Below are 25,975 nucleotides of genomic sequence, written 5' to 3' on the forward strand. Positions count from 1 at the left end.
CAACCACCTAATCCCTGTCAAGCATTTCGTGAATCTTTTTTAACGCCCCAGCTCACCGCCAAGACCCGATCCACCGCCCAACAACCTCCCGCTTCAACCCCCTCAACCCCGCACACCGCTTCCGAAGAAACCGCTGCAGCGCTGAAGAGGTGCGCATTATAGACCCAGCAGAAACAACGTCAAGCACTATCTGCACAAAAACCTAAACGATCCACTCGGGCGGATCAGAGCACCTGGAAGGTGCAGATACGATAGTCTCGCTCGACAAGCTCCTGCTGGAGCTTGCGTAGGGTGAACAAGCCCGCAACTGAGCGCAGGAAGACTCGCTCCGATACGAACTCGCAGTCGGATGGCAGCACCACCCGCACCAACTCCCCTTTCAATACTTCGTCGCACAGAATGCAGCGCACCGGCGAGCGCCCGTCATCGAGATCCGCAGCCTGCGGTTTACGCGCAATCAGTTCGATACCAAGGTCCGTCAGCGGCTGCCCAAAACCAAGCCGGCGGACGACCCCAAGCTGCCAGCCCTGCCCATCTACGAAATGCACAGCAACCAGCCCTCCGATGTCAGGCCAGCCCCCCGGGGGTTCAAGGTCCATGGAAAAGTGCAAGCCGCTATGGCTGAAGTCCAGTGTGCGGCACCTCTGGCGTGAGATTGAGGCACGCTCATCCAGTACGGCAAGGCAGTTCTCGAACCCATGCGTCACGTCGATCTCGGCTTCCTGAGGGAAGCGTCGACGCAGACGGATGGGCGGGTCCGCAGACCATCTACGGAGGAGCGCCTCGACGGCATCGTGCAGTGCCGGAAGGGGTTGCCCCGCAAGTGCTGCCGGCACTTCCCCACGCTCGAGCGCCTCCCGGAATCCGCGCAGAAGCTCGCCTGCAGCGTCCGCCTGGAAATGCCACGCTCCCGACGACGGCTCTCCCGCCCGGCGCTCCGGCATCGGCGCATCCGGTGGCGAAACCACATACTGGAGCGGCAGACTCTTCTTGCGGGACAACTCGATGAAGGGCAGCGCACGGTCGATCAATGCGCAGGCCGCGAGCGCCGTATCAAGCACCATCTGGTCAAGACCCGCGCTATGGTAAGCGATCGCACGCAGATACTCTCGCCCGATGCCCGGCAGGTCGCCCCCGACCAGTCGTCCATACGACTCGGGAGCGTCAGTGAAGAGAACGGCCAGACGCCCCCATACATCCAGGGGCGGGCGGCTTCGGCTGCAGGCGGACCACTTGACCACTTCCGCAGCGCTCGACGCCAGACGCAGGCGGTACGCAGCGGGCGCCGAACCATCCGCGGCCCTGCACGACGCCCAGTACGCATCACTCAAGGCGATCGCGCAGTCACGTACGCTGGCCACCCAGCGCACAGCCCATCCCGCATCCCGAACACGCCCGGCACCGGCTCCCGGAGCAGAGGAAGCGACAGCATCTCCGAAGGCATCGCCATAGCTACAGACGATGCCGAATGCTGCATCCCCCGCGCTCTCATGACCGGGTCCGGCAAGCGAGCGCAACGCGAACGCCGCTGCATGAAAGCCGGCAACAGCGTCTCCGGCACCGGCAAAGACGGCAACAGGGGAATAATCGAGAGGCCTGGGGGCGTGCAAGACGGTCTCCGAATGGGCGGGCAGAGGACGCCGCTCAGGGGCACACCCTACCCGCTGATGTGTTTGCGGCATTCTGCGCCTCGCAGCCGCGCAATGTCCAGATCATATAGGCTGTCGCGACGCCGCGGCTCAAATGGCAGGAGCGGGTACTCACCCGTTAGAATCGAGGCTTTTGCGAGGGCCCCCATGCAACAGTACCTCGACCTGATGCGCCACGTGCTCGAGCACGGCGACGGCAAGACCGACCGAACCGGAACCGGTACCGTGTCGGTGTTCGGTTGGCAGATGCGCTTTGACCTGCAGAAAGGCTTTCCACTCCTGACGACGAAGAAGCTCCACACCCGCTCCATCATTCATGAACTGCTCTGGTTCCTCCAGGGCGACACCAACATCCGTTACCTCAAGGAAAACGGGGTCTCGATCTGGGACGAATGGGCAGACGAGGACGGTGAGCTTGGCCCGGTTTATGGGAAGCAGTGGCGCCGCTGGGAGAACGCCAATGGCACCCGCGTGGACCAGATCGCCCGGCTGATCGATGGCATCCGGAGCAACCCGGACTCCCGCCGCCACATCGTCTCGGCTTGGAATCCGGGGGAGGTAGACCGCATGGCGCTTCCCCCCTGCCACGCACTCTTTCAGTTCTACGTGGCAAAGGGCAGGCTCTCATGTCAGCTCTATCAGCGCAGTGCGGACATCTTCCTGGGCGTCCCGTTCAACATCGCGTCCTACGCGCTGCTGACGCACATGGTGGCACAGGTGTGTGATCTCGAACCGGGCGATTTCATCTGGACAGGCGGGGACTGCCACCTTTACCTGAACCATCTCGATCAGGCGCGGGAGCAACTGTCGCGCACGCCGCGCGCGCTGCCGCAACTTCGGCTCAACTCTGCGGTCAAGGACATATTCGCGTTCCGCTTCGAGGACTTCAGCCTCGAAGGCTACGATCCCCACCCACATATCAAGGCTCCGGTGGCCATATGAGCAAGACCCCCGAGATCGTCATCGTCGCCGCCGTCGCGCGCAACGGCGTGATCGGCCGCGACAATGGCCTACCCTGGCGGCTGAAGGCGGATCTGCAGCGTTTCCGTGCGCTGACCATGGGGCACCCCATCCTGATGGGGCGCAAGACCTGGGCATCGCTCGGACGTCCTTTGCCCGGGCGGCGCAACATGGTGGTATCCCGCAGCAAAGACTTCAACGCCGACGGTGCCGAAGTCTTTGCCAGCCCGGAGGCTGCGATCGCAGCCGCTATTGACAGCGGCACGCTGTTCGTCATCGGCGGCGCGCAGCTTTACGACACTTTACTTCCCCTGGCTGACCGACTGGAGCTCACCGAAGTCTGGGCGGACGTCGAAGGGGATGCGCACTTCCCGCCCTTCGATCTGTCCGAATTCGTGGAAGACCGGCGCGAAGCGCGCAGCGCAGACGAAGAGAACGAGTACGACTTCGACTTCGTGCAGTACCGGCGACGCTGAGCCCCCAACACCACACACCATGAAGAAGGGCCGCAATCCGCGGCCCCTCTTCCTTCTTCAATCGAAGCGCCCGGGTACCCGGGCGCCAGCGCTCAGCCCTTCACGCAATCGACGTGGTAGCGGCCGTCCTCGCCCTTGACCAGACCGTGGATGTCCGTCTCGAAGCCGGGGAAGCGCGCATTGAAGTCGCGCGCGAACTTCAGGTAACGCACGATCGTGGCATTGAAGCGCTCGCCCGGGATCAGCAGTGGGATACCCGGCGGATAGGGCGTGACCAGCATCGCCGTGACGCGGCCCTCGAGTTCGTCGAGCACCACACGCTCGATCTCACGGTGGGCCATCTTCGCGAAGGCATCGGCAGGCTTCATCGCCGGCACCATGTCCGAGAGATACATCTCGGTGGTCAGTCGGGCAACATCGTGGTCCTTGTAGAAGCTGTGGATCTGGTTGCACAGATCCTTCAGGCCGACGCGCTCGTAACGGGGGTGCTTGGCGATGAACTCGGGCATCACCCGCCACAACGGCTGGTTGCGATCGTAGTCGTCCTTGAACTGCTGCAACTCGGTCACCATCGTGTTCCAGCGGCCCTTGGTGATGCCGATGGTGAACATGATGAAGAAGGAGTACAGGCCGGTCTTCTCGACGATGATGCCGTGCTCCGCCAGGTACTTGGTGACGATCGCCGCCGGGATGCCCGTATGTTCGGCGAAGTCGCCGTCCATGTTGAGACCCGGGGTGATGATCGTGGCCTTGATCGGGTCGAGGATGTTGAAGCCTTCGGCCAGGTTGCCGAAGCCGTGCCAGCGCTCGCCCGCCTTCAGGGTCCAGTCGTCACGGTGGCCGATGCCTTCCTCGGCGAGATAATCCGGCCCCCAGACCTTGAACCACCACTCGTCCTCGCCGAACTCGGCGTCCACCTTGCGCATCGCCCGACGGAACTCCACCGCCTCGGACAGTGATTCGTTCACCAGCGCGGTACCGCCTGGTGCCTCCATCATCGCGGCCGCCACGTCGCAGGACGCGATGATCGCGTACTGCGGCGAGGTCGAGGTGTGCATCAGATAGGCCTCGTTGAAGATGTCGCGGTCGAGTTTGCGAGTCTGCGAGTCCTGCACCAGGATCTGCGAGGCTTGGCTCAGGCCGGCGAGCAACTTGTGGGTCGACTGGGTGGAGAACACCATCGACTCGCGGCACCGCGGACGATCCGCGCCGATCGCGTGATAGTCGCCGTAGAAATCGTGGAAGGCGGCGTGCGGCAACCAGGCTTCGTCGAAGTGCAGGGTGTCGATCTGGCCGTCGAGCATTTCCTTGATGGTCTCGACGTTGTAGACCACGCCATCGTAGGTCGACTGCGTCATCGTCAGAATGCGTGGCTTCTTGTTCTTCGCCTCGCGAGCGAAGGGGTTGGCCTCGATCTTTTTCTGAATGTTCTCGATCGAGAACTCCTCCAGCGGGATCGGGCCGATGATGCCGTAGTGGTTGCGCGTCGGCGTCAGGAACACCGGCACCGCACCGGTCATGATGATCGAGTGGAGGATGGACTTGTGGCAGTTGCGGTCGACGACGACGATGTCGCCGGGCGCCACCGTGGTGTGCCACACCATCTTGTTCGAGGTCGAGGTGCCGTTGGTGACGAAGTACAGGTGGTCGCAGTTGAAAATGCGCGCCGCATTGCGCTCCGAGGCCGCCACCGGACCGGTATGGTCGAGCAGTTGACCAAGCTCGTCCACCGCGTTGCAGACGTCCGCACGCAGCATGTTCTCGCCGAAGAACTGGTGGAACATCTGGCCCACCGGGCTCTTCAGGAAGGCGACCCCGCCCGAGTGCCCCGGACAGTGCCACGAATACGAGCTGTCGGCGGCGTAGTGCACCAGTGCGCGGAAGAAGGGCGGCGCCAGCGAATCGAGGTAGTTCTTCGCCTCCCGCACCACGTAGCGCGCGATGAACTCCGGTGTGTCCTCGAACATGTGGATGAAGCCGTGCATCTCGCGCAGCACATCGTTGGGGATATGGCGCGTAGTGCGCGTCTCGCCATGCAGGAAGATCGGGATGTCGGCATTGCGGAAGCGAATCTCGACGACGAAGGCGCGCAGATCGGCGATGGCCTTGGCCGAAGCCTCGGGCGAGGAAAACTCCTCGTCATCGATCGACAGGATAAAGGCAGAGCCGCGGCTCTGCTGTTGCGCGAAGGAGGTCAGGTCGCCATAGCTGGTGACACCGAGCACCTCCATGCTTTCGTCCTCGATCGCCTTCGCCAGCGCGCGGATCCCCAGTCCCGAGGTGTTCTCCGAGCGGAAATCCTCGTCGATGATGATGATGGGGAAGTGAAATCTCATCCTGGTCCTCTCCAGCGGTGTCCTTGCGGGACGGACAAAATGGGCAGGGTAGCCGTCGTGGGTTGCCTGCGCGTTACCGAAAGTGCTTCGGAAAAGTACAAGGGGCCGTCAGGCGGCCCCGTGGATGCATCCTCTCTGCGCGTCGTCGCTTCAGATCTTTGGCAAGGTGACGCCAGTCTGGCCGAGATACTTGCCACCGCGATCTTTGTAAGAGGTCTCGCACACCTCGTCCGACTCGAAGAACAGCATCTGCGCCACGCCTTCGTTGGCGTAGATCTTGGCCGGCAGCGGCGTGGTGTTGGAGAACTCGAGCGTCACGTGGCCTTCCCACTCGGGCTCGAGCGGGGTGACATTCACGATGATGCCGCAGCGCGCGTAGGTGCTCTTGCCCAGACACACTGTCAGCACGCTGCGCGGAATGCGGAAATACTCGACCGTGCGCGCCAGTGCGAAGGAATTCGGCGGGATGATGCAGACGTCGCCCGTGAAATCGACGAAGTTGCGCGCATCGAAGTCCTTGGGGTCCACGATGGTCGAGTTGATGTTGGTGAAGATCTTGAATTCGTTTGCCACGCGCACGTCGTAGCCGTAGCTCGAGGTGCCGTAGGAGACGATGCGGCCGCTGTCGTTGCTGCGCACCAACTCCGGCGCGAAGGGCTCGATCATGCCGGCCTCTTGGGCCATGCGGCGGATCCACTTGTCGGACTTGATGGACATGGGCGCGGGTTCCAGCGGGGTGCGTTGCGGCCGGCAGCAGGGCCGGTCGTAAAAGCGGCGTAGTGTAGGACAAGCGCTGCAGCGGGGAAAGACCTCGCCACGGCATTGTTGCTGCACCGCACACCGGGACGGCCGCCGTGGCGCTCCGCCCCGGAAGCACCCGGGTTCAGGTGCTCTTGATGACGATGTTCGGAAACTTGTGCGTCATGTCCTTCGAGCGCTCTGCGATGCGCACCGCGACCCGGCGCGCGATCTGCTTGTAGGTGGAGGCGATGCGCCCCTCGGGGTCGGCGACGACCGTCGGCGAGCCACCGTCGGCCTCGCTGCGAATCTGGATATCCAGCGGAAGCGCGCCGAGGAAGGGCACATTGAAATCCGCGCACATCTTCTCGCCACCGCCGTGGCCGAAGATGTGCTCCTCGTGGCCACACTTCGAACAGATGTGGATGCTCATGTTCTCCACCACACCCAGGATGGGCACGCCCACCTTCTCGAACATCTTCACGCCCTTGCGCGCATCGAGCAGGGCGATGTCCTGCGGCGTGGTGACGATGACTGCACCGGTCACCGGAACGCTCTGCGACAGGGTGAGCTGGATGTCGCCGGTGCCAGGCGGCATGTCGATGACGAGGTAGTCGAGATCGTCCCAGGCGGTGTCCTTGAGCATCTGGTTCAGCGCCTGCGTAGCCATCGGCCCCCGCCAGACCATCGGCGTATCAGGATCGATCAGGAAGCCGATCGACATGGCCTGCAGTCCGTAGGCCTGCAGCGGGATCATGGTCTTGCCGTCTGCCGACACCGGACGCTGATCGCCGATGCCCAGCATCTGTGGCTGCGAGGGACCATAGATGTCGGCGTCGAGGATGCCGACCCGAGCGCCTTCGGCCGACAGCGCCAGCGCGAGGTTCACCGCAGTCGTGCTCTTGCCCACGCCGCCCTTGCCCGAGGCTACGGCAATGATGTTCCGCACACCCGGCAGCAGCTTCACGCCCTGCTGCACCGCGTGCGCCACGACCTTGCTGGTCACCTTGATCTCGACGCGCTGGACACCGGACAGCTTCGACACGGCCTCGCTCAGCAGGGCACGGATGGGCTCATGCTGGCTCTTGGCCGGATAGCCGAGCTCGACATCGAAACGGACGGTGCCGTGCTCGACGCTCAGGTTACGGATGCTGCGGCCAGCCACGAAATCCTTGCCGGTATTCGGGTCGATCACCTGCTTGAGCGCTTCGTTTACGGTTTGCTGATCAAGACTCATCGCGTTTTCCTCGAAAATCGGTGCACCCGCTGCGGGGTGAAAGCGGCAGAATCATACCGGAGCGGGAGCATTCGCTCACCCGCGTTCTGAACAGGGTTTATTACTGCAGTTCCGCTGCCCCCACGATCTGGCACGACGCCTTGCCACGGCAGGCATCCCCCAAGAGGCATCCATCCACGCCCTCCATGAATACGCAACGCTGCTGCCGTCTCCTCCCCCTTGTCGGTTCTGCCCTGCTGCTCGGCGCCTGCGCGACCCTCCCCGCCCCCGAACCCACCGACCCGGTCAATCGCCATGCACTCGTGCGCGTGAGCACGCCCGAGCCGGACTGGCCGGCGCTCCACCAGCGCCTGCTCACGGCCACCGCCGAGGTGCACGGCATCGAGATCGGCAGCCCCGAAGGCCAGGGGCTACGCCTGCAGATTCCGGTACCCGACGGGTTCGCGAGCGGCAGCGCAGAGATCCGCCCACCCCTGGCCAAGGCGCTCGATACGCTCGCAGCCGTCCTCGCCGGCGAAGGGGGTGCGGCGGTGAAGGTGGTCGGCCATACGGACAGCCAGGGCAGCGAGATGGTCAATCTGCAGTTGTCGATCACCCGGGCCGAAGCGGTCGCCGAGCACCTCCGCCAGCGCGGCATCGCGCTGGAACGCCTGAGCGCGGACGGCCATGGCGAAGCTGACCCGCTCACCAGCAACGCCACCGATGAAGGACGCGCGCGGAACCGTCGGGTAGAACTGATCCTCAGCCGGCAACCTTGAGCATCAGGTGCATCCAACCGCCCCCTGCCCGCCGTCGAGGACGTGTTCATGAAGAGAAGGCGCCCGGAGCACCCGATTCGCGAGCAGACCCAGATCCTTGCGCGCGACCACAGTGCGGGCGCCCGCTTTGTTAAACTCCTGACTTTATTCAGCAGGCCCGTCCGCACACATCATGTCTCGCAAGATCCTCGTCACCAACGCCCTGCCCTACGCCAACGGCGACATCCACCTCGGCCACCTGGTGGGCTACATCCAGGCCGACATCTGGGTGCGCTACCAGCGCATGCGGGGCCATTCGGTGCACTACGTCTGCGCGGACGACACCCACGGCACGCCGGTCATGCTGCGCGCCGAGAAGGAAGGCCTCACCCCCGAGCAGCTCATCGACCGCGTGCATGGCGAACACCTGCGTGACTTCACCGCCTTCGGCGTCGCCTTCGACAACTACCACTCCACGCACAGCCCCGAGAACCGCTTCTACGCCGAGGACATCTACGGCAAGCTGAAGACCGGCGGCCTGATCGACACGCGCTCGATCGAGCAGTACTACGACCCGGTCAAGGAGATGTTCCTGCCCGACCGCTTCATCAAGGGCGAATGTCCCAAGTGCGGCGCGGCCGACCAGTACGGCGACAACTGCGAGGTCTGCGGCGCGGCCTACGCTCCCACCGAGCTCAAGAACCCCTACTCCGCGGTGTCCGGCGCCAAACCGGTGCTGAAGACTTCGGAGCATTATTTCTTCCGCCTCTCCGACGAGCGCGCCGTCGCCTTCCTGCGTGAATGGACGCGCGGCACCAACACCGCCGGCGAGCGCCGCCTGCAGGCGGAAGCCGCCAACAAGATGAAGGAGTGGCTCGGCGAGGAAGGCGAAAACAAGCTTTCCGACTGGGACATCTCGCGCGACGCGCCCTACTTCGGCTTCGAGATCCCGGGCGCGCCGGGCAAGTACTTCTACGTGTGGCTGGACGCGCCGATCGGCTACCTCGCCAGCTTCCGCAACCTCGTCGAGAAGCGCGCCGCCGCGGGCGAGACGATTACCGTCGAGGACTACACGGACGCCGCCCGCGCCGCCACGGCCGGCACCGAGATGGTGCACTTCATCGGCAAGGACATCCTCTACTTCCACGCCCTGTTCTGGCCGGCGATGCTGAAGTTCGCCGGCTACAACACCCCCAGCCAGCTGTGCGTCAACGGCTTCCTCACCGTCGATGGCGCCAAGATGAGCAAGAGCCGCGGCACCTTCATCACCGCGCACTCCTACATCGCGCAGAAGCTCAACCCCGAGTGGCTGCGCTACTACTTCGCCGGCAAGTCCAACGGCACCATGGAAGACGTCGACCTCAACCTCGACGACATGATCGCCAAGGTCAATTCCGACCTCGTCGGCAAGTTCGTGAACATCGCCAGCCGCTGCGCCGGCTTCATCGGCAAACGCTTCGACGGCAGGCTGGGCGAGGTCGATGCCGCCGCCTGTGCCGAGTTCGCCGCCGCGTGGAGCGAAGGCCGGATTGCCGCCGCCTACGACGAGCGCGACTACAGCCGCGCGCTGCGCGAGATCATGCGTCTGGCCGATGTCGCCAACCAGTACGTCAACGACCACAAGCCGTGGGAACTCGCCAAGCAGGAAGGGCAGGAAGCCCGCCTGCATGCGGTGTGCAGCACCGCGCTGACGATGTTCCGCGACCTCACCCGCTACCTCAAGCCGGTGCTGCCGGCGCTGGCCGCGCAGGTCGAGGCCTTCCTCGCCATCCCGACGATGGACTGGCGGGGCGAGTGGGCGCCGCTGCCTGAAGGCCACGCCATCCAGGCGTACAGCCACCTGATGACGCGCGTCGAGCGCAAGCAGATCGATGCCCTGCTCGAGGCCAACCGCGAGTCGCTCGCCCCTGCCGCCACCCCGGCGAAGGACGCCAAGGCGGCGTCCTCGCAGCAGCGCCATGCCGAGAAGCAGCAGCACGTCGCGCAGGCGGCCGAGACGGCGTCGCCCCACATCTCGATCGACGACTTCACCAAGGTCGACCTGCGCATCGCGAAAATCGTCAACGCCGAGCACGTCGAGGGCGCCGACAAGCTGATCCGCCTGCAACTCGACATCGGCGAAACCGACGAAGCCGGCAATGCCAAGCCGCGCCAGGTCTTCGCCGGCATCAAGTCGGCTTACGACCCGGCCACACTCGTCGGGCGCATGACGGTGATGGTCGCCAACCTCGCACCACGCAAGATGAAGTTCGGCATGAGCGAGGGCATGGTGCTCGCAGCCTCGGACACCGAAGGCGCCACGCCGGGCCTATTCATCCTGTCACCCGACGCCGGCGCGCTGCCGGGCATGAAGGTGAAGTGATCCACGCCGAGTAGCCGTCATGCCGCTCACACCCTCCAAGCGCTGGATCGTCCTGCACCACGCGGGCCGAGGGTGAGCCTCTCCGCCGCTCGCGTCAGCCCTCGATCCGAAGGCGGCGCTGCTTGGGCCTCGCGCCCCGTCCTGAACCAGCACGCAGCGGAGACAGCATGAAACTCGACTTCCGTCCCAAACTCTTCGACACCCTACCCGGCTATGGCCGGGCCACCTTCGTCGGCGACCTCTCCTCGGGCATCACCGTTGGCGTGCTCGCGCTGCCGCTGGCGATGGCCTTCGCGATCGCCTCGGGCATGTCGCCCACCGCCGGCATCTGGACGGCGATCGTCGCCGGCTTCCTGATCGCCTTTCTCGGCGGCTCGCGGGTGCAGATCGGCGGCCCCACCGGCGCCTTCATCCCCATCGTGTACGCGATCGTGGCCGACCATGGCGTGCAGAACCTGCTCATCGCCACGATGATGTCGGGCGTACTGCTGTTCGCCATGGGCGCGCTGCGCCTGGGCAACATGATCCGATTCATCCCGCTGTCGGTCGTGATCGGCTTCACCAACGGCATCGCGGTGGTGATCTTCATCTCGCAGATCAAGGATTTCCTCGGCCTGCAGATCACCGACCTGCCGGGCGAGTTCTTCGCCAAGATGGGCGCACTCACCGCAGCCCTGCCGGGACTGCACCTGCCCACGGTGTCGTTGGCGGTAGCCTCGCTCGTGATCCTGGTGGCGTGGAACCGCCAGGCGGTGCGGACCGCTTGGATGCGCCGCCTGCCCGGACCGCTCGCAGTACTGATCATCATGACCGCGGTGAACGCCCTGATCGCCTTTCCGGTCGACACCATCGGCAGCCGGTTCGGCGGCATCCCGCAGGAGATTCCCGCCTTCGGCCTGCCGGAGATGAGCCTGTCCACGCTCGGCAAGCTGGTCGCACCGGCGATCACGATCGCGCTGCTCGGCGCGATCGAGTCGCTGCTCTCCGCCCGCGTCGCCGACAGCCAGATCGACGACCGCCACGATCCCAACCAGGAGCTGATGGCGCAGGGCATCGCCAACGTCGCCGCGCCGCTGTTCGGCGGCTTTGCCGCCACCGGCGCGATCGCGCGCACCGCCACCAACATCCGCACCGGCGGCCGCACCCCGGTTGCCGGCATCATCCACGCCGGGGTGCTGCTCGCAATCGTACTCGCGCTCGCCCCCGCGGCCAGCCACATCCCGCTCGCCACGCTGTCGGCGATCGTGGTCATCGTGTCGATCAACATGGGTGAATGGCACGCCTTCGCGCCGCGCGAACTGGCACGCTACTCGCTGCAGTACCGCACCATCCTGCTCGGTACCTTCTTCATCACCGTGCTGTTCGATCTCACCCTGGCGGTGGAGATCGGCATGGTGCTGGCGAGCCTGTTCTTCATGTACCGCATGTCCGATCTCACCCGCATCGAGCGCATCGCGCTGCCCGAGCTGGCGGGCGCCGAAACCCAGCTGCGCGCGGACGGCACGCCGCGCATCCTCGCCTACAAGCTCTCCGGCAGCCTCTTCTTCGGGGCCGCCAACAAGCTCGAGAACCTGCTGCTGATGCAGGACGGCCACCCCGACGTGGTCATCCTCGACATGGACCGCGTGCTCAGCCTCGACACGACCGGGCTCGACATCCTGCAGACCCTGCACCGCAACCTGCAGAAACGCGGCGCCCACCTGATCCTGTGCCGGCTCGGCTCGCAGCCCGGCTCAATCGTGTTCCGCTCCGGCTTCCTCGACCGCCTGGGCGACGACAACATCACCGCCACGCTCGAAGAGGCCGTCGCCCGCGCACGCCTGCTCAGTGGCAGGGAACCGGAGATCGCCTATGCCTGAAGTACAGGATCCCTCATCGCAAGATACCGTCGCCCGCCTGCTCGCCATCCACGGCAAGGTACAAGGCGTGTGGTACCGCGCCAGCGCGCAGGCCGAGGCAACCCGCCTCGGCCTGCGCGGCTGGGTGCGCAATCGTCACGAGGGCTGGGTCGAGGCGCTGGTGATCGGTCCCCAGGCGCGTATCGACGACTTCATCGACTGGGCGCGCCAAGGGCCGCCGAAAGCCGACGTGGCCCGCATCGAGATCAGCGCGGCCGACGCGGACGCCGTCGAGGGCTTCGAACAACGCCCGACGGCGTGAGGCCGCCGCGCGTCGCCCGGTGTCTGCCGTCCCGGTCTCCCGCCTTACTGGTAGATCACCTCGACGGCCTCCGGCGCCAGCCAGTCGCGCAAGCTTTCCAGCAACGCATCTTCCAGCCGCACCCGCCACTCGTCGCCGAGCGGGAGTTCGGCCTCGGCTGCCTCGTTGCGGTAGCTCACCCGGATCGGGCAGCCGCCCTCGCGGAAGGGCTCGAGCAGGGTCTGCAGTTTGCCGGCCGCCGCCACCGCGCCGCCGCTCGCACCCACCTCGCCGTTGATGCGCAGCGTAAGGGCGCGCGCGAAGCGGCTGCGCGCCTCGCCAAGCGTCAGGATGCGGTCGGCGATGATGCGCAGGCCACCCGAGAAGTCGTCGTTGCTGACCTTGGCCTCGACCACCACCACCTCGTCGGTGATGATCTTGCCGCGACTGGCCTCGAGCACTTCGGAGTACACCGTGACCTCGCGCGGCTCGGTGCCGTCGTCGATCTGCACGAAGGCCATTTTGCCCCGGTTGCCGACCTTGGTGCGCTGCTCCATCACCACGCCGGCCAGCATGGTGATATCGCGCGAGGGCTCGAGCTGCGCCAGCGTGCGACGCACGAAGCGACGCACCTCTTGCTTGAAAGCGTTGAACGGGTGACCGGAGAGGAAAAAGCCGATCGCGAGCTTCTCCTCCTTGAGGCGCTCGCGCTCGGTCCATGCACGCACTTTCGCGAACTCGGGTGCCGCCCCTGCGGCCTCAGGCATCAGGTCGAAGAGCCCCCCCTGCATCGCGTTGGCCGCCGCCTGCTCGGCCGCCTCCATCGCCAACGCCACCGTGGCCATCAGCTGCGCGCGGTCCAGGCCGGCGTGGCCGGCGAGCGTGTCCATGGCGCCGGCGCGGATCAGCGCCTCAATGACGCGGCGGTTCACCATGCGCCGGTCCACCCGCTCGCAGAAGTCGAACAGGTCACCGAAAACGCCACCCTTCTGACGTGCGGCGAGGATCGCGCGCACCGCCGGCTCGCCCACGCCCTTCACCGCGCCCAGACCGTAGCGGATGGTCTTGCGATCGACCGGCACGAAGCGATAGTCGGAGGTATTCACATCCGGCGGCAGCACCTTGATGCCGTTGGCGAGCGTGTCCTCATAGAAGATCTTGACCGTATCCGTGTTGTCCAGATCGGACGACATCGTCGCCGCCATGAAGGCCGCGCAGTGGTGCGCCTTCAGCCAGGCAGTGTGGTAGGTAACGACTGCGTAGGCCGCAGTGTGCGACTTGTTGAAGCCGTACTCCGCGAACTTGGTCATCAGGTCGAAGAGCTGCTCGGCGAGCGCCGGATCGTAGCCCTTCTGCTTCGCGCCCTCGGCGATGGTGGCGCGGTGCTTGGCCATCTCATCGGCCTTCTTCTTGCCCATCGCGCGGCGCAGCATGTCGGCGCCACCGAGTGTGTAGCCCCCGATGATCTGGGAGATCTGCATCACCTGTTCCTGGTACACGATCACGCCGTAGGTCGGCTCCAGGCAGGCCTTGAGGTCGGGGTGGAAGTAGTCGATCTCCTGCTGGCCCTTCTTGCGCAGGATGAAGTCGTCCACCATGCCCGAGCCGAGCGGGCCGGGACGGTAGAGCGCGAGCACCGCGATGATGTCCTCGAAGCGGTCGGGCGCGAGCTTCTTCAGCAGCTTCTTCATGCCGTCCGATTCGACCTGAAAGATCGCCGTGGTGTTGGCGTCCTTCAGGATCTGGTAGGCGGCAGGATCCTCGAAGCCCAGGCTCATCAGGTCGGGCCGGCTGCCCTCCAGGCGCGCCACGTACTCGAGCGCGAGCTCGATGATGGTGAGGTTGCGCAGGCCGAGGAAGTCGAACTTCACCAGGCCGACGGCCTCGACGTCGTCCTTGTCGAACTGCGACACCGGCGTGGCATCCTCGCCGTCGGCGATGTAGAGCGGGCAGAAGTCGGTGAGCTTGCCGGGCGCGATCAGCACGCCGCCGGCGTGCATGCCGACGTTGCGGGAGAGGCCCTCCAGCGGCTGCGCGAGGCTCCACAGGTCGCGCACCGACTCGCCGTCGTTGCCGTCGGCCATCATTTCGCCGATCTGCGGCTCCATCTCGTAGGCCTTGTTGAGCGAGACGGGCTTGGCGCCCTCGATCGGGATCAGCTTCGACAGCCGGTCGCACAGGCCGTAGGGCAGGTCGAGCACGCGGCCGACGTCGCGCACCACCGCCTTCGAGGCCATGGTGCCGAAGGTGGCGATCTGGCTCACCGCGTCCTTGCCGTAGCGCTCGCGCACGTACTCGATGACGCGGTAGCGGTTGTCCTGGCAGAAGTCGATGTCGAAGTCGGGCATCGACACCCGCTCGGGGTTCAGGAAGCGCTCGAACAGCAGCGCGTACTCGAGCGGGTCGATGTCGGTGATCTTGAGCGAATAGGCTACCAGCGAGCCCGCGCCCGAACCGCGCCCCGGGCCGACAGGCACGCCGTTGTTCTTCCCCCACTGGATGAAGTCGGCAACGATCAGGAAATAGCCGGGGAAGCCCATCTGGATGATGGTGTCGGTCTCGAACTTCAGCCGCTGCTCGTAGCGCGGGCGCTGCTGCTCGCGCTCCTCGGGGTGCGGGTAGAGCTGGACGAGGCGTTCCTCCAGGCCCTTCTTCGCCTCCGCGACCAGGAAGTCGTCGAGCGTCATGCCCTCGGGGGTCGGGAAGAGCGGCAGGAAGTTCTTGCCCAGCTGCACGGTCAGCGAGCAGCGGCGGGCGATCTCGACCGCGTTCTCGAGCGCCTCGGGCAGGTCGGCGAAGAGCTCGCACATCTCCGCCTGGCTCTTGAGGTACTGCTCCTCGGTGAAGTCGCGCGGCCGGCGCTTGTCGGCGAGCACGTAGCCCTGGGCGATGCACACCCGCGCCTCGTGGGCCTTGAAGTCCTCGCGCTTCAGGAACTGCACCGGGTGGGTCGCGACCACCGGCAGGCCGAGCCGGCCGGCGATGTCCACCGCGTGGCGGATGTACGACTCGGTGCCGGGGTGACCGGCGCGCTGGAGCTCGATGTAGAAGGCGTCCGGGAACAGCCGCGCCCAGTCGGCGGCGAGCTGTTCGGCGAGCGCGAGGTTGCCGGCGGCGATCGCCGCGCCGATGTCGCCGCTCATCGCGCCCGACAGGCACAGCAGCTCGCTCGCGGCGCCGCCCTCGAACCACTCGCGGCGCATCTCGGCGCGGCCGCGGTGCTTGTTCTCGAGGTAGGCGCGCGTGAGCAGCTCGCACAGCTGGCCGTAGCCCGCGCGGTTTCTGCAGATCAGCAGCACGCGGTGAGGCTTGTCGCGCTCGGCCTCGTTCTGGATCCAGGCATCCACGCCGACGATGGGCTTGATGCCCTTGCCGCGCGCGCCCTTGTAGAACTTGACCATGCCGAACAGGTTGACCAGGTCCGACATGCCGAGCGCCGGCATGCCGTCGGCCGCCGCAGCGGCGATCGCCTGGTCGAGCTGGACGATGCCGTCGGTGATCGAGTATTCGGAGTGGACCCGGAGATGTACGAAGCGCGGTGCGCTCGGCGCCAGGCTCGATTCGGCCGGAGGGTGGGCTGCAGGATTCATGGCGCAAATTTTACCCGAGGCGGGCGCAAGGACCGGCGCCCGATAACGACTCCGTTACACCTTTTGCACCCACCCCGGGCGGGCGGCGCCCGCCGCCCACCGCGCCCGCTTCAGGGCAGCAGGATCGTCGAGCCCGTGGTCTTGCGTGCTTCGAGGTCGCGATGCGCCTGCGCAGCATCAGAGAGCGCATAGCGTTGGTTGATCTCGACCCGGAGCCTACCGCTGCCCACCACCTCAAAGAGTGCTGCGCTACGCTCGCACAGCTCATCACGGGTGGCGATATAGTCGAACAGCCCTGGCCGAGTCACGAAAATCGACCCGGACTTCTGCAGCAAGGCGCAGTCGAAGGGCGCGACCGGGCCGGTGGCATTGCCATAGCTCACCATCGTTCCGCGCCGGCGCAGGCTGGCGATCGAGTGCAGGAAGGTGTCACGCCCGACCGAGTCGTACACCACCGCCACCCCCTCGCCTGCGGTGATCTCACGTACACGGCCGACGAAGTCCTCGCGGCTGTACACGATAACGTGGTCGCAACCCAGCGCCCGCGCACGCACGGCCTTCTCCTCGTTGCCCACCGTGCCGATCACGGTGGCACCGAGCAGCTTGGCCCACTGCACCAGGATCGAACCCACACCGCCGGCCGCGGCATGGACCAGGATAGTTTCGCCCGCCTTCACCGGGTAAGTGGCATGCAGCAGATAGTGGGCGGTGATCCCCTGCAGCATCATCGCCGCACCCTGCTCGAAGGAGATGTTCTCGGGCAGGCGAACCAGATGGCGGGCCTCGATGTTGCGCGCCTCGGCATAGGCGCCGAGCGGCCCGCTGGTGTAGGCGACGCGGTCGCCCGGAGCGAACGCGTCCACGCCCTCGCCCACCGCCTCGACCACGCCGGCAGCCTCCAGACCGATGCCGGAAGGCAGTGGCAGCGGATAGAGCCCGCTGCGATGATAGGTGTCTATGAAATTCAGCCCGACCGCATGGTGGCGCAGACGCACCTCGCCCGCGGCGGGCGGCGGCAGATCGACGGTCTCCCACTGCAACACTTCTGGGCCGCCGGTGCGGTGAAAGCGAATGGCATGGGTCATCGGATTCTCCTTCTCTGTCCTGTACGCCGCAGGCGCCCTGCGGCAGGCCTTGGGGGCAGTCAGCGTACCAGCGAAACGCCGACCCTGAACTGCGTTTCCTTGTTCTCGTCGTACTCGAGCAGGGTCTCACCATATCCCTTGTACGCCTGCACGTGCACGAAGGCCCCCACCCCCGAGAACACGCTGCGCCGGATCGGATAGGAGAGGTCGTACTGCGCCCCCATCTTGCCGGCCGTGCCGCGGCGCAGCAGCGTGGAGAACATCAACCCGTCGTCGCGCCCCAGGCGCAGACCGAGTTCACCATAGCCGCGGTAGCGCGCGATGTCCGGGTTGTCCTCGCGATCCAGGTAGGTCCAGAGCTTGGGGGCAATGCCAAGGTAGGTTCCCTTATCGTCGAGCCGCAAGCGTGCATCGGCGCGCAGGAACAAGGTATCGATACTGCGCGAGGGTCTGTCCTCCTGGCCATTGGACTCGTGCTCGTAACCCCCGTAGAGCGCAAGCGAACCGCGACGGTCGGGATCGTCCAGCGCCAAGCGGTAGAACAACGACGGGCGAAAGCTCGAATCGCGGAACGGCTTGGATTCGGACTCCAGATCCCACAGCGAAGTCTGGGTAAAGCCGAAATAGAGGCCGCGAGCCACCGGAATCTTCTCTGCCACCACCCCGTGGGCGTCAAAGATCCGGTATCTGAAACTGAACTGGAAGCGGGCAGATGTCGGATCCTTGCCACCGACGAGGAAGTACATCGGTTCATGGAAACCGATGGCCGAAGGCTCGACGGGCGCCGCATCCGGCGCCACCGCTGCTACAGGAGCGAGCGGGTCGAGGCCCTGCTCCGCCTGCACCGCGGCTGGCTCCACGCGCTGCGTGTCCGCCCTGGCGTCGACGAGCAGGCGCGCAGAGGAATGCTCATCGAGCACGATACGGACCACGCCCGTCACCTCCATCGGCCAGCGTGCGAAATAGCGCCGCTGGGCGGCCCCCGCCTCGACCGGCCCGATCGCGACCAACTGCAAGGCGATCCGCGGCCCCGCACCGGGAAGTTCGATGGTGGCAGGCAGACGTTGCGGCCAGCGGCTCGCATCCTCGCCGGCTCCGCCCACTACAACGAGCTCGAAGTTTCTTCCGGGCACCGCCTGGTGGTCGGCAGCGGCAAGCAGCCATTCCGCGGCGGCTGCGGGCAGCGCACACAGCAGCAGCGCGAGCGCACACCCTGGAAGGCGCCGGAAACGAGCGGGTCGAGAACCGTTCATCATCGAAAAGGAGAGCACACGGAAGGTCAGCAAAGAAAGCGGGGCAGCCCCGTACAGGACTGCCCCAACGATGAAGGATATCCACGGAGCGCATGCGCCCCGCGCGCATCAACCCTGACTGGCGCGCGTTTCCTTGGCGTCGACCACCGCCAGCGCGGTGATGTTCACCAGCCGGCGGACGGTCGCCGACGGCGTGAGGATATGCACCGCCTTCGCCGCGCCGAGCAGCATCGGTCCAACCGAGACGCCGTCTCCATTGGCCACCTTCATCAGGTTGAAGGAGATATTCGCCGCATCGAGGTTCGGCATCACCAGCAGGTTGGCTTGCCCCTGCAGGTGCGAGTCCGGGTACAGCGCGTCGCGGATCTCCTGCGACAGCGCGGCATCGCCGTGCATCTCGCCGTCCACGTTCAGCTCCGGCGAAGTCTCGTGCAGGATCTCGCAGGCACGACGCATCTTGCGCGCCGAGGCGGAGGTGGAACTGCCGAAGCTCGAGTGCGACAGCAGCGCCACGCTCGGCTCGATGCCGAAGCGCTGCAGTTCCGCGGCCGCCATGCGGGCGATCTCGGCGATCTCCTCGGCGCTCGGCGATTCGTTCACATAGGTGTCGGCGATCGCGAGCATGCGCTTGGGCAGCAGCAGCAGGTTCATGGCAGCGAAGAGCTTGGCATCCGGCGCCAGGCCGATGACGTTGCGCACCTGCTCGAGGTGGTAGTCGTAGGTGCCGAAAGTGCCGCACACGAGCGCATCCGCATCGCCGCGGCGCAGCAGCATGGCGCCGATCAGCGTGGTGTCGCGGCGGATCTTGGCCTTCGCCACTTCGGGGGTCACGCCGTCACGGCTCATCAGGCGGTGGTATTCGGTCCACAACTCGCGGTAGCGCGGATCAGACTCCGGGTTGACCACCTCGAAGTCGCGCCCGGGCTGCAGGATCAGGCCGAGCTTCTTGATGCGCATCTCGATCACCTCGGGGCGGCCGATCAGGATCGGCTTGGCAATCCCCTCGTCCAGCACCACGCGCACTGCATGCAGCACGCGCTCGTCCTCGCCCTCGGCGTAGATCACGCGCTTCTGCTCGGCCGGCACCTCCTTGGCTGCGGCGAACACCGGCTTCATGACGATGCCGGACTGATAGACGAAGGCGTTCAGGCTCGACACGTAGGCATCGAAGTCCTCGATCGGTTTGGTCGCAACCCCCGAATCCATCGCGGCCTTCGCCACCGCAGGCGCAATCTTGACGATCAGGCGCGGATCGAAGGGCTTCGGGATGATGTACTCGGCGCCGAAGCTCAGTTCCTGTCCGCCGTAGGCGCTCGCCACGATGTCGCTGGCCTCGGCTTCGGCCAGCTCGGCGATCGCCTTCACGCAGGCCAGCTTCATCTCCTCGTTGATCGTGGTGGCGCCCACGTCCAGCGCACCGCGGAAGATGAAGGGGAAGCACAACACGTTATTGACCTGATTCGGGAAGTCCGAACGGCCGGTCGCGATGATGCAGTCCGGGCGCACGGCCTTGGCGTCGGCCGGCAGGATCTCGGGGTTGGGGTTGGCGAGCGCGAAGATCAGCGGCTTGTCGGCCATCTTCGCCACCATCTCGGGCTTGAGCACCCCAGCGGTGGAGAGCCCCAGGAAGACGTCGGCGCCGGCGATCACGTCGCCCAGCGTGCGTGCGTCGGTCTTTTGCGCATAGCGCGCCTTGGTCGGCTCCATGTTGGCTTCGCGGCCTTCCCAGATGACACCCTTGGAGTCGCAGACGTAGATGTTCTCGCGGCGCAGGCCCACGCTGACCATCATGTCGAGGCATGCGATCGCCGCAGCGCCGGCCCCGGAGCACACCAGCTTGACTTCTGCAATGTCCTTCTCCACCACCTTGAGGCCGTTGACGAGGCCGGCGGCGGAGATGATGGCGGTACCGTGCTGGTCGTCGTGGAAGACCGGAATCTTCATGCGCTCACGCAGCTTCTTCTCGATGTAGAAGCACTCCGGCGCCTTGATATCCTCAAGGTTGATGCCGCCCAGCGTGGGCTCGAGCGAAGCGATGATCTCGATCAGCTTGTCGGGGTCGTTCTCGGCGAGCTCGATGTCGAAGACGTCGATATTGGCGAACTTCTTGAACAGGCAGCCCTTGCCTTCCATCACCGGCTTGGCAGCGAGCGGGCCGATGTTGCCCAGTCCCAGCACGGCGGTGCCGTTGGTCACGACGGCGACGAGGTTACCGCGGCTGGTCAGCTCGAAGGCTTCGGCGGGGTCGGCGACGATCGCGTCGCAGGCTGCGGCGACGCCGGGCGAATAGGCGAGCGCAAGGTCACGCTGGTTGGTGAGGCCCTTGGTGGGCACGACCGAAATCTTGCCGCGGGTGGGAGAGCGGTGATAGTCGAGCGCTGCGGCGATGAAATCCTGATCCATGATCTACCCTCTTCAGCAGTGAGGTGTGTTTTGTGGCGGTATGGTGGCGCGGCGCTGGTCGGCGACGACCAGCGCGGCACGTGCCGGCCGGGCAGCTCGGACACGCATGCATCGTTCGGGATGTTCGCAAGGCTTGCTTGTTGTTGTTCGCATCCGGGGGGTCTTGAAACCCCGAGCGCGGGAACGGCCTCGATTGACGTCGCGAAAGTTTACCGCAGCGGCACCCCCTTGGGCAGGGCTCATGTGCACTGCCGCATATCGGCGAGGCATTTTCCGCGCCCCCCGAGCGCCCCATGTTTTGGCAGAATGCGGGCTGCGGTTGCGGCGCCAGGCCGAAACCGCAGCCATAACGGGGAGAAACGCATGCGTCGAGTGGTGTTCAATCAGAAGGGCGGGGTCGGCAAATCCACGATCACCTGCAACCTGGCGGCAATCAGCGCCCAGCAGGGCAAGCGCACCCTCGTCGTCGATCTCGACCCGCAAGGCAACTCCACGCAGTATCTGCTCGGCGCCAGCGGCGAGGATCTGCAAGCGACGCTCGCCGACTTCTTCGACCAGACGCTGAACTTCAAGCTCAACCCGCGCGACACCGAAGAATTCATCGTCGCCAGCCCGTTCGAGCACCTGCACGTGATGCCCTCGCACCCCCAGCTCGAGGAACTGCAAGGCAAGCTCGAATCGCGCTACAAGATCTACAAGCTGCGCGATGCCCTGGAAGAACTGGCGCAAGATTTCGACTGCGTGTACATCGACACCCCGCCGGCGCTGAACTTCTTCACGCGCTCGGCGCTGATCGCGGCCGATGCCTGCCTGATCCCCTTCGATTGCGACGAATTCTCGCGCAAGGCGCTGTATTCGCTGCTCGAGAACGTGCAGGAGATCCGCTCCGACCACAACCGCAAGCTCGAGATCGAGGGCATCGTGGTCAACCAGTTCCAGCCCCGCGCAAGCCTGCCGCAGAAGGTGGTGCAGGAGTTGATCGACGAAGGCCTGCCGGTGTTGCAGCCCTACCTGTCGGCTTCGGTGAAGATCAAGGAATCGCACGAACAGGCCAAGCCGATGATCCACCTCGACCCGAAGCACAAGCTCGCACAGGAATTCGTCGCCCTGCACGACACGCTGGTACGCAAGTACGGCGCCTGAGCCGGCACCCGGGCGGGCCATCGCTCAGCGCGGCGCCTGCTCCCCGCCCGTGTCCTCGACCGCGGGCGGCTGCACGCCGGTCAACCGCCCGAACTCGGACTCATCAATCCACTCGCGCCACACCGCCATCAGCACCGCGAGCACGACCGGGCCGAGGAACAGCCCGACCAGCCCGAACGCCGCCAGTCCGCCGAGCACGCCGAACATCACGAGCAGGAAGGGAATGCGCGTCGCGCTGCTGATCACCAGCGGGCGGATGAGGTTGTCCACCCAGCTCACCACCAGCACACCCCACAGCAGCAGGCCCACGCCCTCGACCGTGTTCCCGGTCACCAGCAGCCAGATGCCGATCGAACCCCACGCGAAGGGCGTGCCGAAGGGCACCATCGCGATCACCGCGGTCACCGCGCCGAGCAGCACCGGCGCCGCAACGCCCGCCCACCAGTACCCCAGGCCCGCAACGAAACCCTGGCCGATCGCGGTCACGATCAGCCCCCAGACTACGGCCTTGGTCATGCCGCCGACCGCGCCCAGGTAGGAATCGACACGCTCGCCGAGGAAATGGCGCAGCACCCCATGCACCTGGGACAGCACGCGGTCGCCATCGCGATACAGGAAGAACACCGTGATGAGCGCAAAGCCCAGCTTGGCCGCGTTGCGACCGACGTCGCCGATCAGCGCCACGACCTGATCGCTGCCGCGACGCACCCAGTCGGTCAGTTGCGCCTTGAGTGCTTCGGGGTCGTGGGTGAGCTCGTCGAGCAGGCCCTGCAGCGCATCCCCCACCCACGGCAGGGTGCGAACGAACTCCGGCAGAACCAGCGCACCCTGCTTGATCTGTGCCGTCATCGCAGCGATCGCCAGCGCCAGCTCGCTCTGCAGCAGCATGCCGATCCACAGCGCCGGCAGCACGAAGGCAGTGCTCAGCAGCAGCGTCATCAGCAGCGCGCTCGAGGTCGGATAGCGCGGCATGGCCGCACGCAGGCGCCGATAGGCCGGCCAGGTCGCGAAGGCGATGATTACCGCCCACGCCACTGGAACGATGAACATGTGCAGCACCGCATAGCTCAGCAGCAACAGGCCGCCGAGCACGAACGCGAGGATGACGCGGCGAGCGACTTTTTCGGCGACCTGGTCGATCATGCCGCCTCGCCCCCCTCGAGCGGCGACGCTGCGTTCGCCTGCTCTTCGGGTGCCGCCGGCAGCGCGGTCGCCAGCACCTTGTCGATGCGCTTGCCGTCGAGGTCGACCACCTCGAAGCGCCAGTTCTCCCAGGTAGCGATGTCGCCCGTGTTGGGCACGCGCCCGAGCAACCACATGACCATGCCCGACAGTGTGTGGTAGCGCCCCTTCTCCTCTTCCGGCACCGTCCGGATGCCGAGCCGGTCCTTCAGTTCGACGATCGGGATCAGCCCCTCGAGCAGCCAGGAACCATCCTCACGCTGCACCGCCCAGGCCTCTTCCTCGTTGCCCTGCGGCAGGAACTCACCGGTCACCGACTCGATCACGTCGTGCAGCGTGACCATGCCCTGGATCTCGCCGTACTCGTCGATGACGAACACCGAATAGGTGCCCGAAGCACGAAACTGATCGAGGAGTTCCATGCCGGTGAGCGATTCGGGCACGTAGACGGCAGGCAGCAGGTCGCGCATCAGGTCGATCGGTTGGCCGCACAGCGACTGGTTGAAGAGTTGCTTGGTGCTGGCGATGCCCAGGATGTCATCGAGACCGCCGCGGCACACGGGGAAGCTCGAGAAGGACACCGCCGCGACCAGTTCGAGGTTTTCCGCAAGCGGACGCTCGACGTCGAGGGCGACGATGTCGGCGCGCGGCACCATCAGCGATCCGATCTGCCGGTCGTCGAGGCGGAACACGTTGCGTACCATGTCGTGCTCGCTCTTCTCGATCACGCCCGCCTCTGAGCCTTCGACCAGCATGGCGTGAATCTCCTCTTCGGTGACACTCGGGCCGCCGCTTTCGCGCTGCCCCATCAGGCGCAGCATCAACGCGGTCGAGCCGGAAAGCAGCCAGACGAAAGGTCGCGAAGCCGCCGACAGAAGGCTCATCGGTCGCGCTACCAGGCGGGCGATGCCCTCCGGGCTGAGTTGCCCGATACGCTTGGGCACCAACTCGCCGACCACGATCGAGACGTAGGTGATCACCACCACGACCAGCACGGTCGAGCCGATCTCGCTCACCCGCTGTTCCATGCCCACCCCCTGCAACCAGTCGGCGAGCGGGCCGGCGAGCGCTGCTTCACCGACGATACCATTGAGAATACCGATCGATGTGATACCGATCTGGATCGTCGACAGGAATCGGGTTGGATCCTCACCGAGCTTGATTGCCACCGCAGCCGAGCCGTCACCGTCCTCCGCCAGGCGTGCCAGCCGTGCCCGGCGCGCAGTTACCAGCGCGATCTCGGACATGGCGAAGACGCCGTTGAGGACGATGAGCGCAACGAGGAAGACGATTTCCATGAGTTCTGGTCGATTGAAATGAGGGCGCAGAGTGCCTGTGGGGAAATGGGAACGGCGCCGGACGCCGGCGATCATGCCCGAGCCCCGGGCAGGTGTCGACCAGGCGGCCCCGCGAGCGTTCGCAAACCCCCTTGACTTTGCCGTGGTGCACCAGACACACTCGCGCCCCATCAAGGGGAGTAGCTTTTTCGCCTCGGCATCGTCATCACGGCAGACCGGTCGCAAGATCGTCTCCCGGTGCCGGGGGCAACGATCGAATCCGTTGCAAGCAAGACCTTGCCCTAGGGCAAGGTCCGTGCATCACAGCGCGCAAGGGTCTGTGTCCTTCGGGAGCAGGCCCTTTTCGTTTTTTGTGCGGAGTGCGCGGTGGAATCGATCGGAACGTGGTGGTTGTGGGCGGCCTTTGCCGCCATTGTGGTGACGATGCTGCTTGTCGACCTGTTCGCCTTCGGCGGCGGCAAGCAGCACCGCGTGTCGCTGAAGGAGGCGGCAGGCTGGTCGATCGCCTGGGTGACGGTGGCAATGCTGTTCGCCGCCGGGCTGTGGTGGCACCTCGACGGCAGCGCCGGGCGTCCGTTCGCCAACGAACAGACGCTCGCTTTCGTCACCGGCTATCTGGTCGAGAAATCGCTCGCGGTCGACAACGTCTTCGTATGGATGATGATCTTCAGCTTCTTCGCGGTGCCGCTCGAACTGCAGCGCCGCGTGCTGCTATACGGCATCGTCGGCGCGATCGTGCTGCGCACCATCATGATCTTCGCCGGAAGCTGGTTGATCAGCGAGTTCCACTGGGTCCTTTACATCTTCGGTGCCTTCCTGATCGCCACCGGCATCAAGATGGCCTGGTTCTCCGAGCACGACCCGGATCTGAACAAGAACCCCTTCATTCGCTGGATCCGAAACCACTACCCGATCACCGAGAAGCTGGAGGGCGAGCACTTCTTCGTGATGCGCGACGGCATGCGCAAGATGACGCCGCTCTTCCTCGCCCTGGTGCTGGTCGAGATCTCCGACGTGATCTTCGCGGTCGACAGCATCCCTGCGATCTTCGCGATCACCACCGACCCCTTCATCGTGCTGACCTCGAACCTGTTCGCCATCCTCGGCCTGCGCGCAATGTACTTTCTGCTCGCCGACCTCGGCGACCGCTTCGAGCTGCTCAAGTACGGCCTGGCCGCGATCCTGGTCTTCATCGGCACCAAGATGCTGATCGTCGACTGGTTCAAGATCCCGGTACTGGTGTCGCTGTCGGTCGTGGCCACCATCCTCGCCTGCTCGATGTTCGCCAGCTTGTGGTACACGGCCCGCAAGGCGAAATCAGCGCCCCTCGCACGCACGCGCTGACACGCCCCGGCAGCCGGGGCAGGACGGAGGCTGGCAAGCAGCC

At 65.5% G+C, this 25,975-nt stretch carries 18 protein-coding genes; 8 read left to right on the forward strand and 10 right to left on the reverse strand.

Translation table 11 applies throughout. The features are described from left to right. Positions 1-224: 224 nt before the first annotated feature. Complete coding sequence (locus ACPT9U_RS01375; RefSeq protein ID WP_435749636.1) at positions 225-1,361, reverse strand: hypothetical protein; 1,137 nt, start codon at positions 1,359-1,361, stop codon at positions 225-227. A gap of 435 nt (positions 1,362-1,796) precedes the next feature. Here ACPT9U_RS01375 and ACPT9U_RS01380 point away from each other — a divergent pair, with 435 nt between their 5' ends. Next, the gene (locus ACPT9U_RS01380; protein ID WP_435749637.1) at positions 1,797-2,591 is read left to right on the forward strand and encodes a thymidylate synthase; all 795 of its coding nucleotides are present in this window, start codon (positions 1,797-1,799) and stop codon (positions 2,589-2,591) included. Continuing rightward, on the forward strand, positions 2,588-3,085 hold the full coding sequence (locus tag ACPT9U_RS01385) for a dihydrofolate reductase (protein ID WP_435749639.1): 498 nt from the start codon (positions 2,588-2,590) through the stop codon (positions 3,083-3,085). Before ACPT9U_RS01380 ends, ACPT9U_RS01385 begins: the two co-directional genes overlap by 4 nt. Before the next feature lie 92 nt (positions 3,086-3,177). Here the strand turns inward: ACPT9U_RS01385 and ACPT9U_RS01390 are convergent, their stop codons facing one another. The 3 genes from ACPT9U_RS01390 to apbC form a co-directional block, all read right to left on the reverse strand. Beyond that, positions 3,178-5,421 carry an arginine/lysine/ornithine decarboxylase gene (locus tag ACPT9U_RS01390; RefSeq protein WP_320368283.1) on the reverse strand — a complete coding sequence of 748 codons (2,244 nt, stop codon included), beginning with the start codon at positions 5,419-5,421 and terminating at the stop codon, positions 3,178-3,180. A 150-nt stretch (positions 5,422-5,571) separates the two neighbouring features. Beyond that, positions 5,572-6,138 (reverse strand): dCTP deaminase, encoded by a 567-nt coding sequence (dcd, locus tag ACPT9U_RS01395; protein ID WP_048705906.1) that lies wholly within the window; start codon positions 6,136-6,138, stop codon positions 5,572-5,574. A gap of 166 nt (positions 6,139-6,304) precedes the next feature. Beyond that, positions 6,305-7,396, reverse strand: coding sequence for an iron-sulfur cluster carrier protein ApbC (gene apbC, locus ACPT9U_RS01400; RefSeq protein WP_435749640.1), 1,092 nt, complete (start codon positions 7,394-7,396; stop codon positions 6,305-6,307). Positions 7,397-7,581: 185 nt separating this feature from the next. Here apbC and ACPT9U_RS01405 point away from each other — a divergent pair, with 185 nt between their 5' ends. The 4 genes from ACPT9U_RS01405 (at position 7,582) to ACPT9U_RS01420 (ending at position 12,655) form a co-directional block, all read left to right on the forward strand. Next, positions 7,582-8,154 (forward strand): OmpA family protein, encoded by a 573-nt coding sequence (locus ACPT9U_RS01405; RefSeq protein WP_320368285.1) that lies wholly within the window; start codon positions 7,582-7,584, stop codon positions 8,152-8,154. Positions 8,155-8,326: 172 nt separating this feature from the next. Continuing rightward, positions 8,327-10,495, forward strand: a complete 2,169-nt coding sequence (gene metG / locus ACPT9U_RS01410; RefSeq protein WP_435749641.1) for a methionine--tRNA ligase — start codon at positions 8,327-8,329, stop codon at positions 10,493-10,495. A 167-nt stretch (positions 10,496-10,662) separates the two neighbouring features. Further along, positions 10,663-12,354, forward strand: a complete 1,692-nt coding sequence (locus ACPT9U_RS01415) for a SulP family inorganic anion transporter (protein ID WP_435749642.1) — start codon at positions 10,663-10,665, stop codon at positions 12,352-12,354. Continuing rightward, complete coding sequence (locus ACPT9U_RS01420) at positions 12,347-12,655, forward strand: acylphosphatase (RefSeq protein ID WP_435749643.1); 309 nt, start codon at positions 12,347-12,349, stop codon at positions 12,653-12,655. Before ACPT9U_RS01415 ends, ACPT9U_RS01420 begins: the two co-directional genes overlap by 8 nt. A 44-nt stretch (positions 12,656-12,699) precedes the next feature. On the opposite strand, the gene dnaE is transcribed toward ACPT9U_RS01420, so the two are convergent. The 4 genes from dnaE to ACPT9U_RS01440 form a co-directional block, all read right to left on the reverse strand. Further along, a complete protein-coding gene (gene dnaE, locus ACPT9U_RS01425; protein WP_435749644.1) occupies positions 12,700-16,224 on the reverse strand; it encodes a DNA polymerase III subunit alpha in 3,525 nt (1,174 codons plus the stop codon). Between the two features lie 110 nt (positions 16,225-16,334). Further along, the gene (locus tag ACPT9U_RS01430; RefSeq protein WP_435749645.1) at positions 16,335-17,309 is read right to left on the reverse strand and encodes a quinone oxidoreductase family protein; all 975 of its coding nucleotides are present in this window, start codon (positions 17,307-17,309) and stop codon (positions 16,335-16,337) included. Between the two features lie 59 nt (positions 17,310-17,368). Next, on the reverse strand, positions 17,369-18,565 hold the full coding sequence (locus tag ACPT9U_RS01435) for a phospholipase A (RefSeq protein WP_435749646.1): 1,197 nt from the start codon (positions 18,563-18,565) through the stop codon (positions 17,369-17,371). 105 nt (positions 18,566-18,670) lie between these two features. Then, complete coding sequence (locus ACPT9U_RS01440; protein ID WP_418364986.1) at positions 18,671-20,965, reverse strand: NADP-dependent malic enzyme; 2,295 nt, start codon at positions 20,963-20,965, stop codon at positions 18,671-18,673. A gap of 363 nt (positions 20,966-21,328) precedes the next feature. Here ACPT9U_RS01440 and ACPT9U_RS01445 point away from each other — a divergent pair, with 363 nt between their 5' ends. Next, on the forward strand, positions 21,329-22,108 hold the full coding sequence (locus ACPT9U_RS01445) for a ParA family protein (protein WP_435749647.1): 780 nt from the start codon (positions 21,329-21,331) through the stop codon (positions 22,106-22,108). Between the two features lie 24 nt (positions 22,109-22,132). Here the strand turns inward: ACPT9U_RS01445 and ACPT9U_RS01450 are convergent, their stop codons facing one another. Continuing rightward, positions 22,133-23,251 (reverse strand): AI-2E family transporter, encoded by a 1,119-nt coding sequence (locus tag ACPT9U_RS01450; RefSeq protein ID WP_435749648.1) that lies wholly within the window; start codon positions 23,249-23,251, stop codon positions 22,133-22,135. Beyond that, positions 23,248-24,588: a hemolysin family protein gene (locus ACPT9U_RS01455; protein ID WP_435749649.1), complete on the reverse strand. Its 1,341-nt coding sequence runs from the start codon at positions 24,586-24,588 to the stop codon at positions 23,248-23,250. Before ACPT9U_RS01455 ends, ACPT9U_RS01450 begins: the two co-directional genes overlap by 4 nt. Before the next feature lie 366 nt (positions 24,589-24,954). Between ACPT9U_RS01455 and ACPT9U_RS01460 the strand changes: the two genes are divergently transcribed. Next, a complete protein-coding gene (locus ACPT9U_RS01460; RefSeq protein WP_435749650.1) occupies positions 24,955-25,932 on the forward strand; it encodes a TerC family protein in 978 nt (325 codons plus the stop codon). Positions 25,933-25,975 lie beyond the last annotated feature (43 nt).

The sequence above is a fragment of the Thauera sp. AutoDN2 genome, from assembly GCF_051280715.1.
In the GTDB taxonomy this organism is placed as follows: domain Bacteria; phylum Pseudomonadota; class Gammaproteobacteria; order Burkholderiales; family Rhodocyclaceae; genus Thauera.

What these genes read in the sequence shown, in the direction of transcription:
- ACPT9U_RS01380 (WP_435749637.1), top strand. Translation starts at nt 1,797, where the DNA reads ATGCAACAGTACCTCGACCTGATGCGCCACGTGCTCGAGCACGGCGAC.
- ACPT9U_RS01385 (WP_435749639.1), top strand. Translation starts at nt 2,588, where the DNA reads ATGAGCAAGACCCCCGAGATCGTCATCGTCGCCGCCGTCGCGCGCAAC.
- ACPT9U_RS01390 (WP_320368283.1), bottom strand. Translation starts at nt 5,421, where the DNA reads ATGAGATTTCACTTCCCCATCATCATCATCGACGAGGATTTCCGCTCG.
- dcd (WP_048705906.1), bottom strand. Translation starts at nt 6,138, where the DNA reads ATGTCCATCAAGTCCGACAAGTGGATCCGCCGCATGGCCCAAGAGGCC.
- apbC (WP_435749640.1), bottom strand. Translation starts at nt 7,396, where the DNA reads ATGAGTCTTGATCAGCAAACCGTAAACGAAGCGCTCAAGCAGGTGATC.
- ACPT9U_RS01405 (WP_320368285.1), top strand. Translation starts at nt 7,582, where the DNA reads ATGAATACGCAACGCTGCTGCCGTCTCCTCCCCCTTGTCGGTTCTGCC.
- metG (WP_435749641.1), top strand. Translation starts at nt 8,327, where the DNA reads ATGTCTCGCAAGATCCTCGTCACCAACGCCCTGCCCTACGCCAACGGC.
- ACPT9U_RS01415 (WP_435749642.1), top strand. Translation starts at nt 10,663, where the DNA reads ATGAAACTCGACTTCCGTCCCAAACTCTTCGACACCCTACCCGGCTAT.
- ACPT9U_RS01420 (WP_435749643.1), top strand. Translation starts at nt 12,347, where the DNA reads ATGCCTGAAGTACAGGATCCCTCATCGCAAGATACCGTCGCCCGCCTG.
- dnaE (WP_435749644.1), bottom strand. Translation starts at nt 16,224, where the DNA reads ATGAATCCTGCAGCCCACCCTCCGGCCGAATCGAGCCTGGCGCCGAGC.
- ACPT9U_RS01430 (WP_435749645.1), bottom strand. Translation starts at nt 17,309, where the DNA reads ATGACCCATGCCATTCGCTTTCACCGCACCGGCGGCCCAGAAGTGTTG.
- ACPT9U_RS01435 (WP_435749646.1), bottom strand. Translation starts at nt 18,565, where the DNA reads ATGATGAACGGTTCTCGACCCGCTCGTTTCCGGCGCCTTCCAGGGTGT.
- ACPT9U_RS01440 (WP_418364986.1), bottom strand. Translation starts at nt 20,965, where the DNA reads ATGGATCAGGATTTCATCGCCGCAGCGCTCGACTATCACCGCTCTCCC.
- ACPT9U_RS01445 (WP_435749647.1), top strand. Translation starts at nt 21,329, where the DNA reads ATGCGTCGAGTGGTGTTCAATCAGAAGGGCGGGGTCGGCAAATCCACG.
- ACPT9U_RS01450 (WP_435749648.1), bottom strand. Translation starts at nt 23,251, where the DNA reads ATGATCGACCAGGTCGCCGAAAAAGTCGCTCGCCGCGTCATCCTCGCG.
- ACPT9U_RS01455 (WP_435749649.1), bottom strand. Translation starts at nt 24,588, where the DNA reads ATGGAAATCGTCTTCCTCGTTGCGCTCATCGTCCTCAACGGCGTCTTC.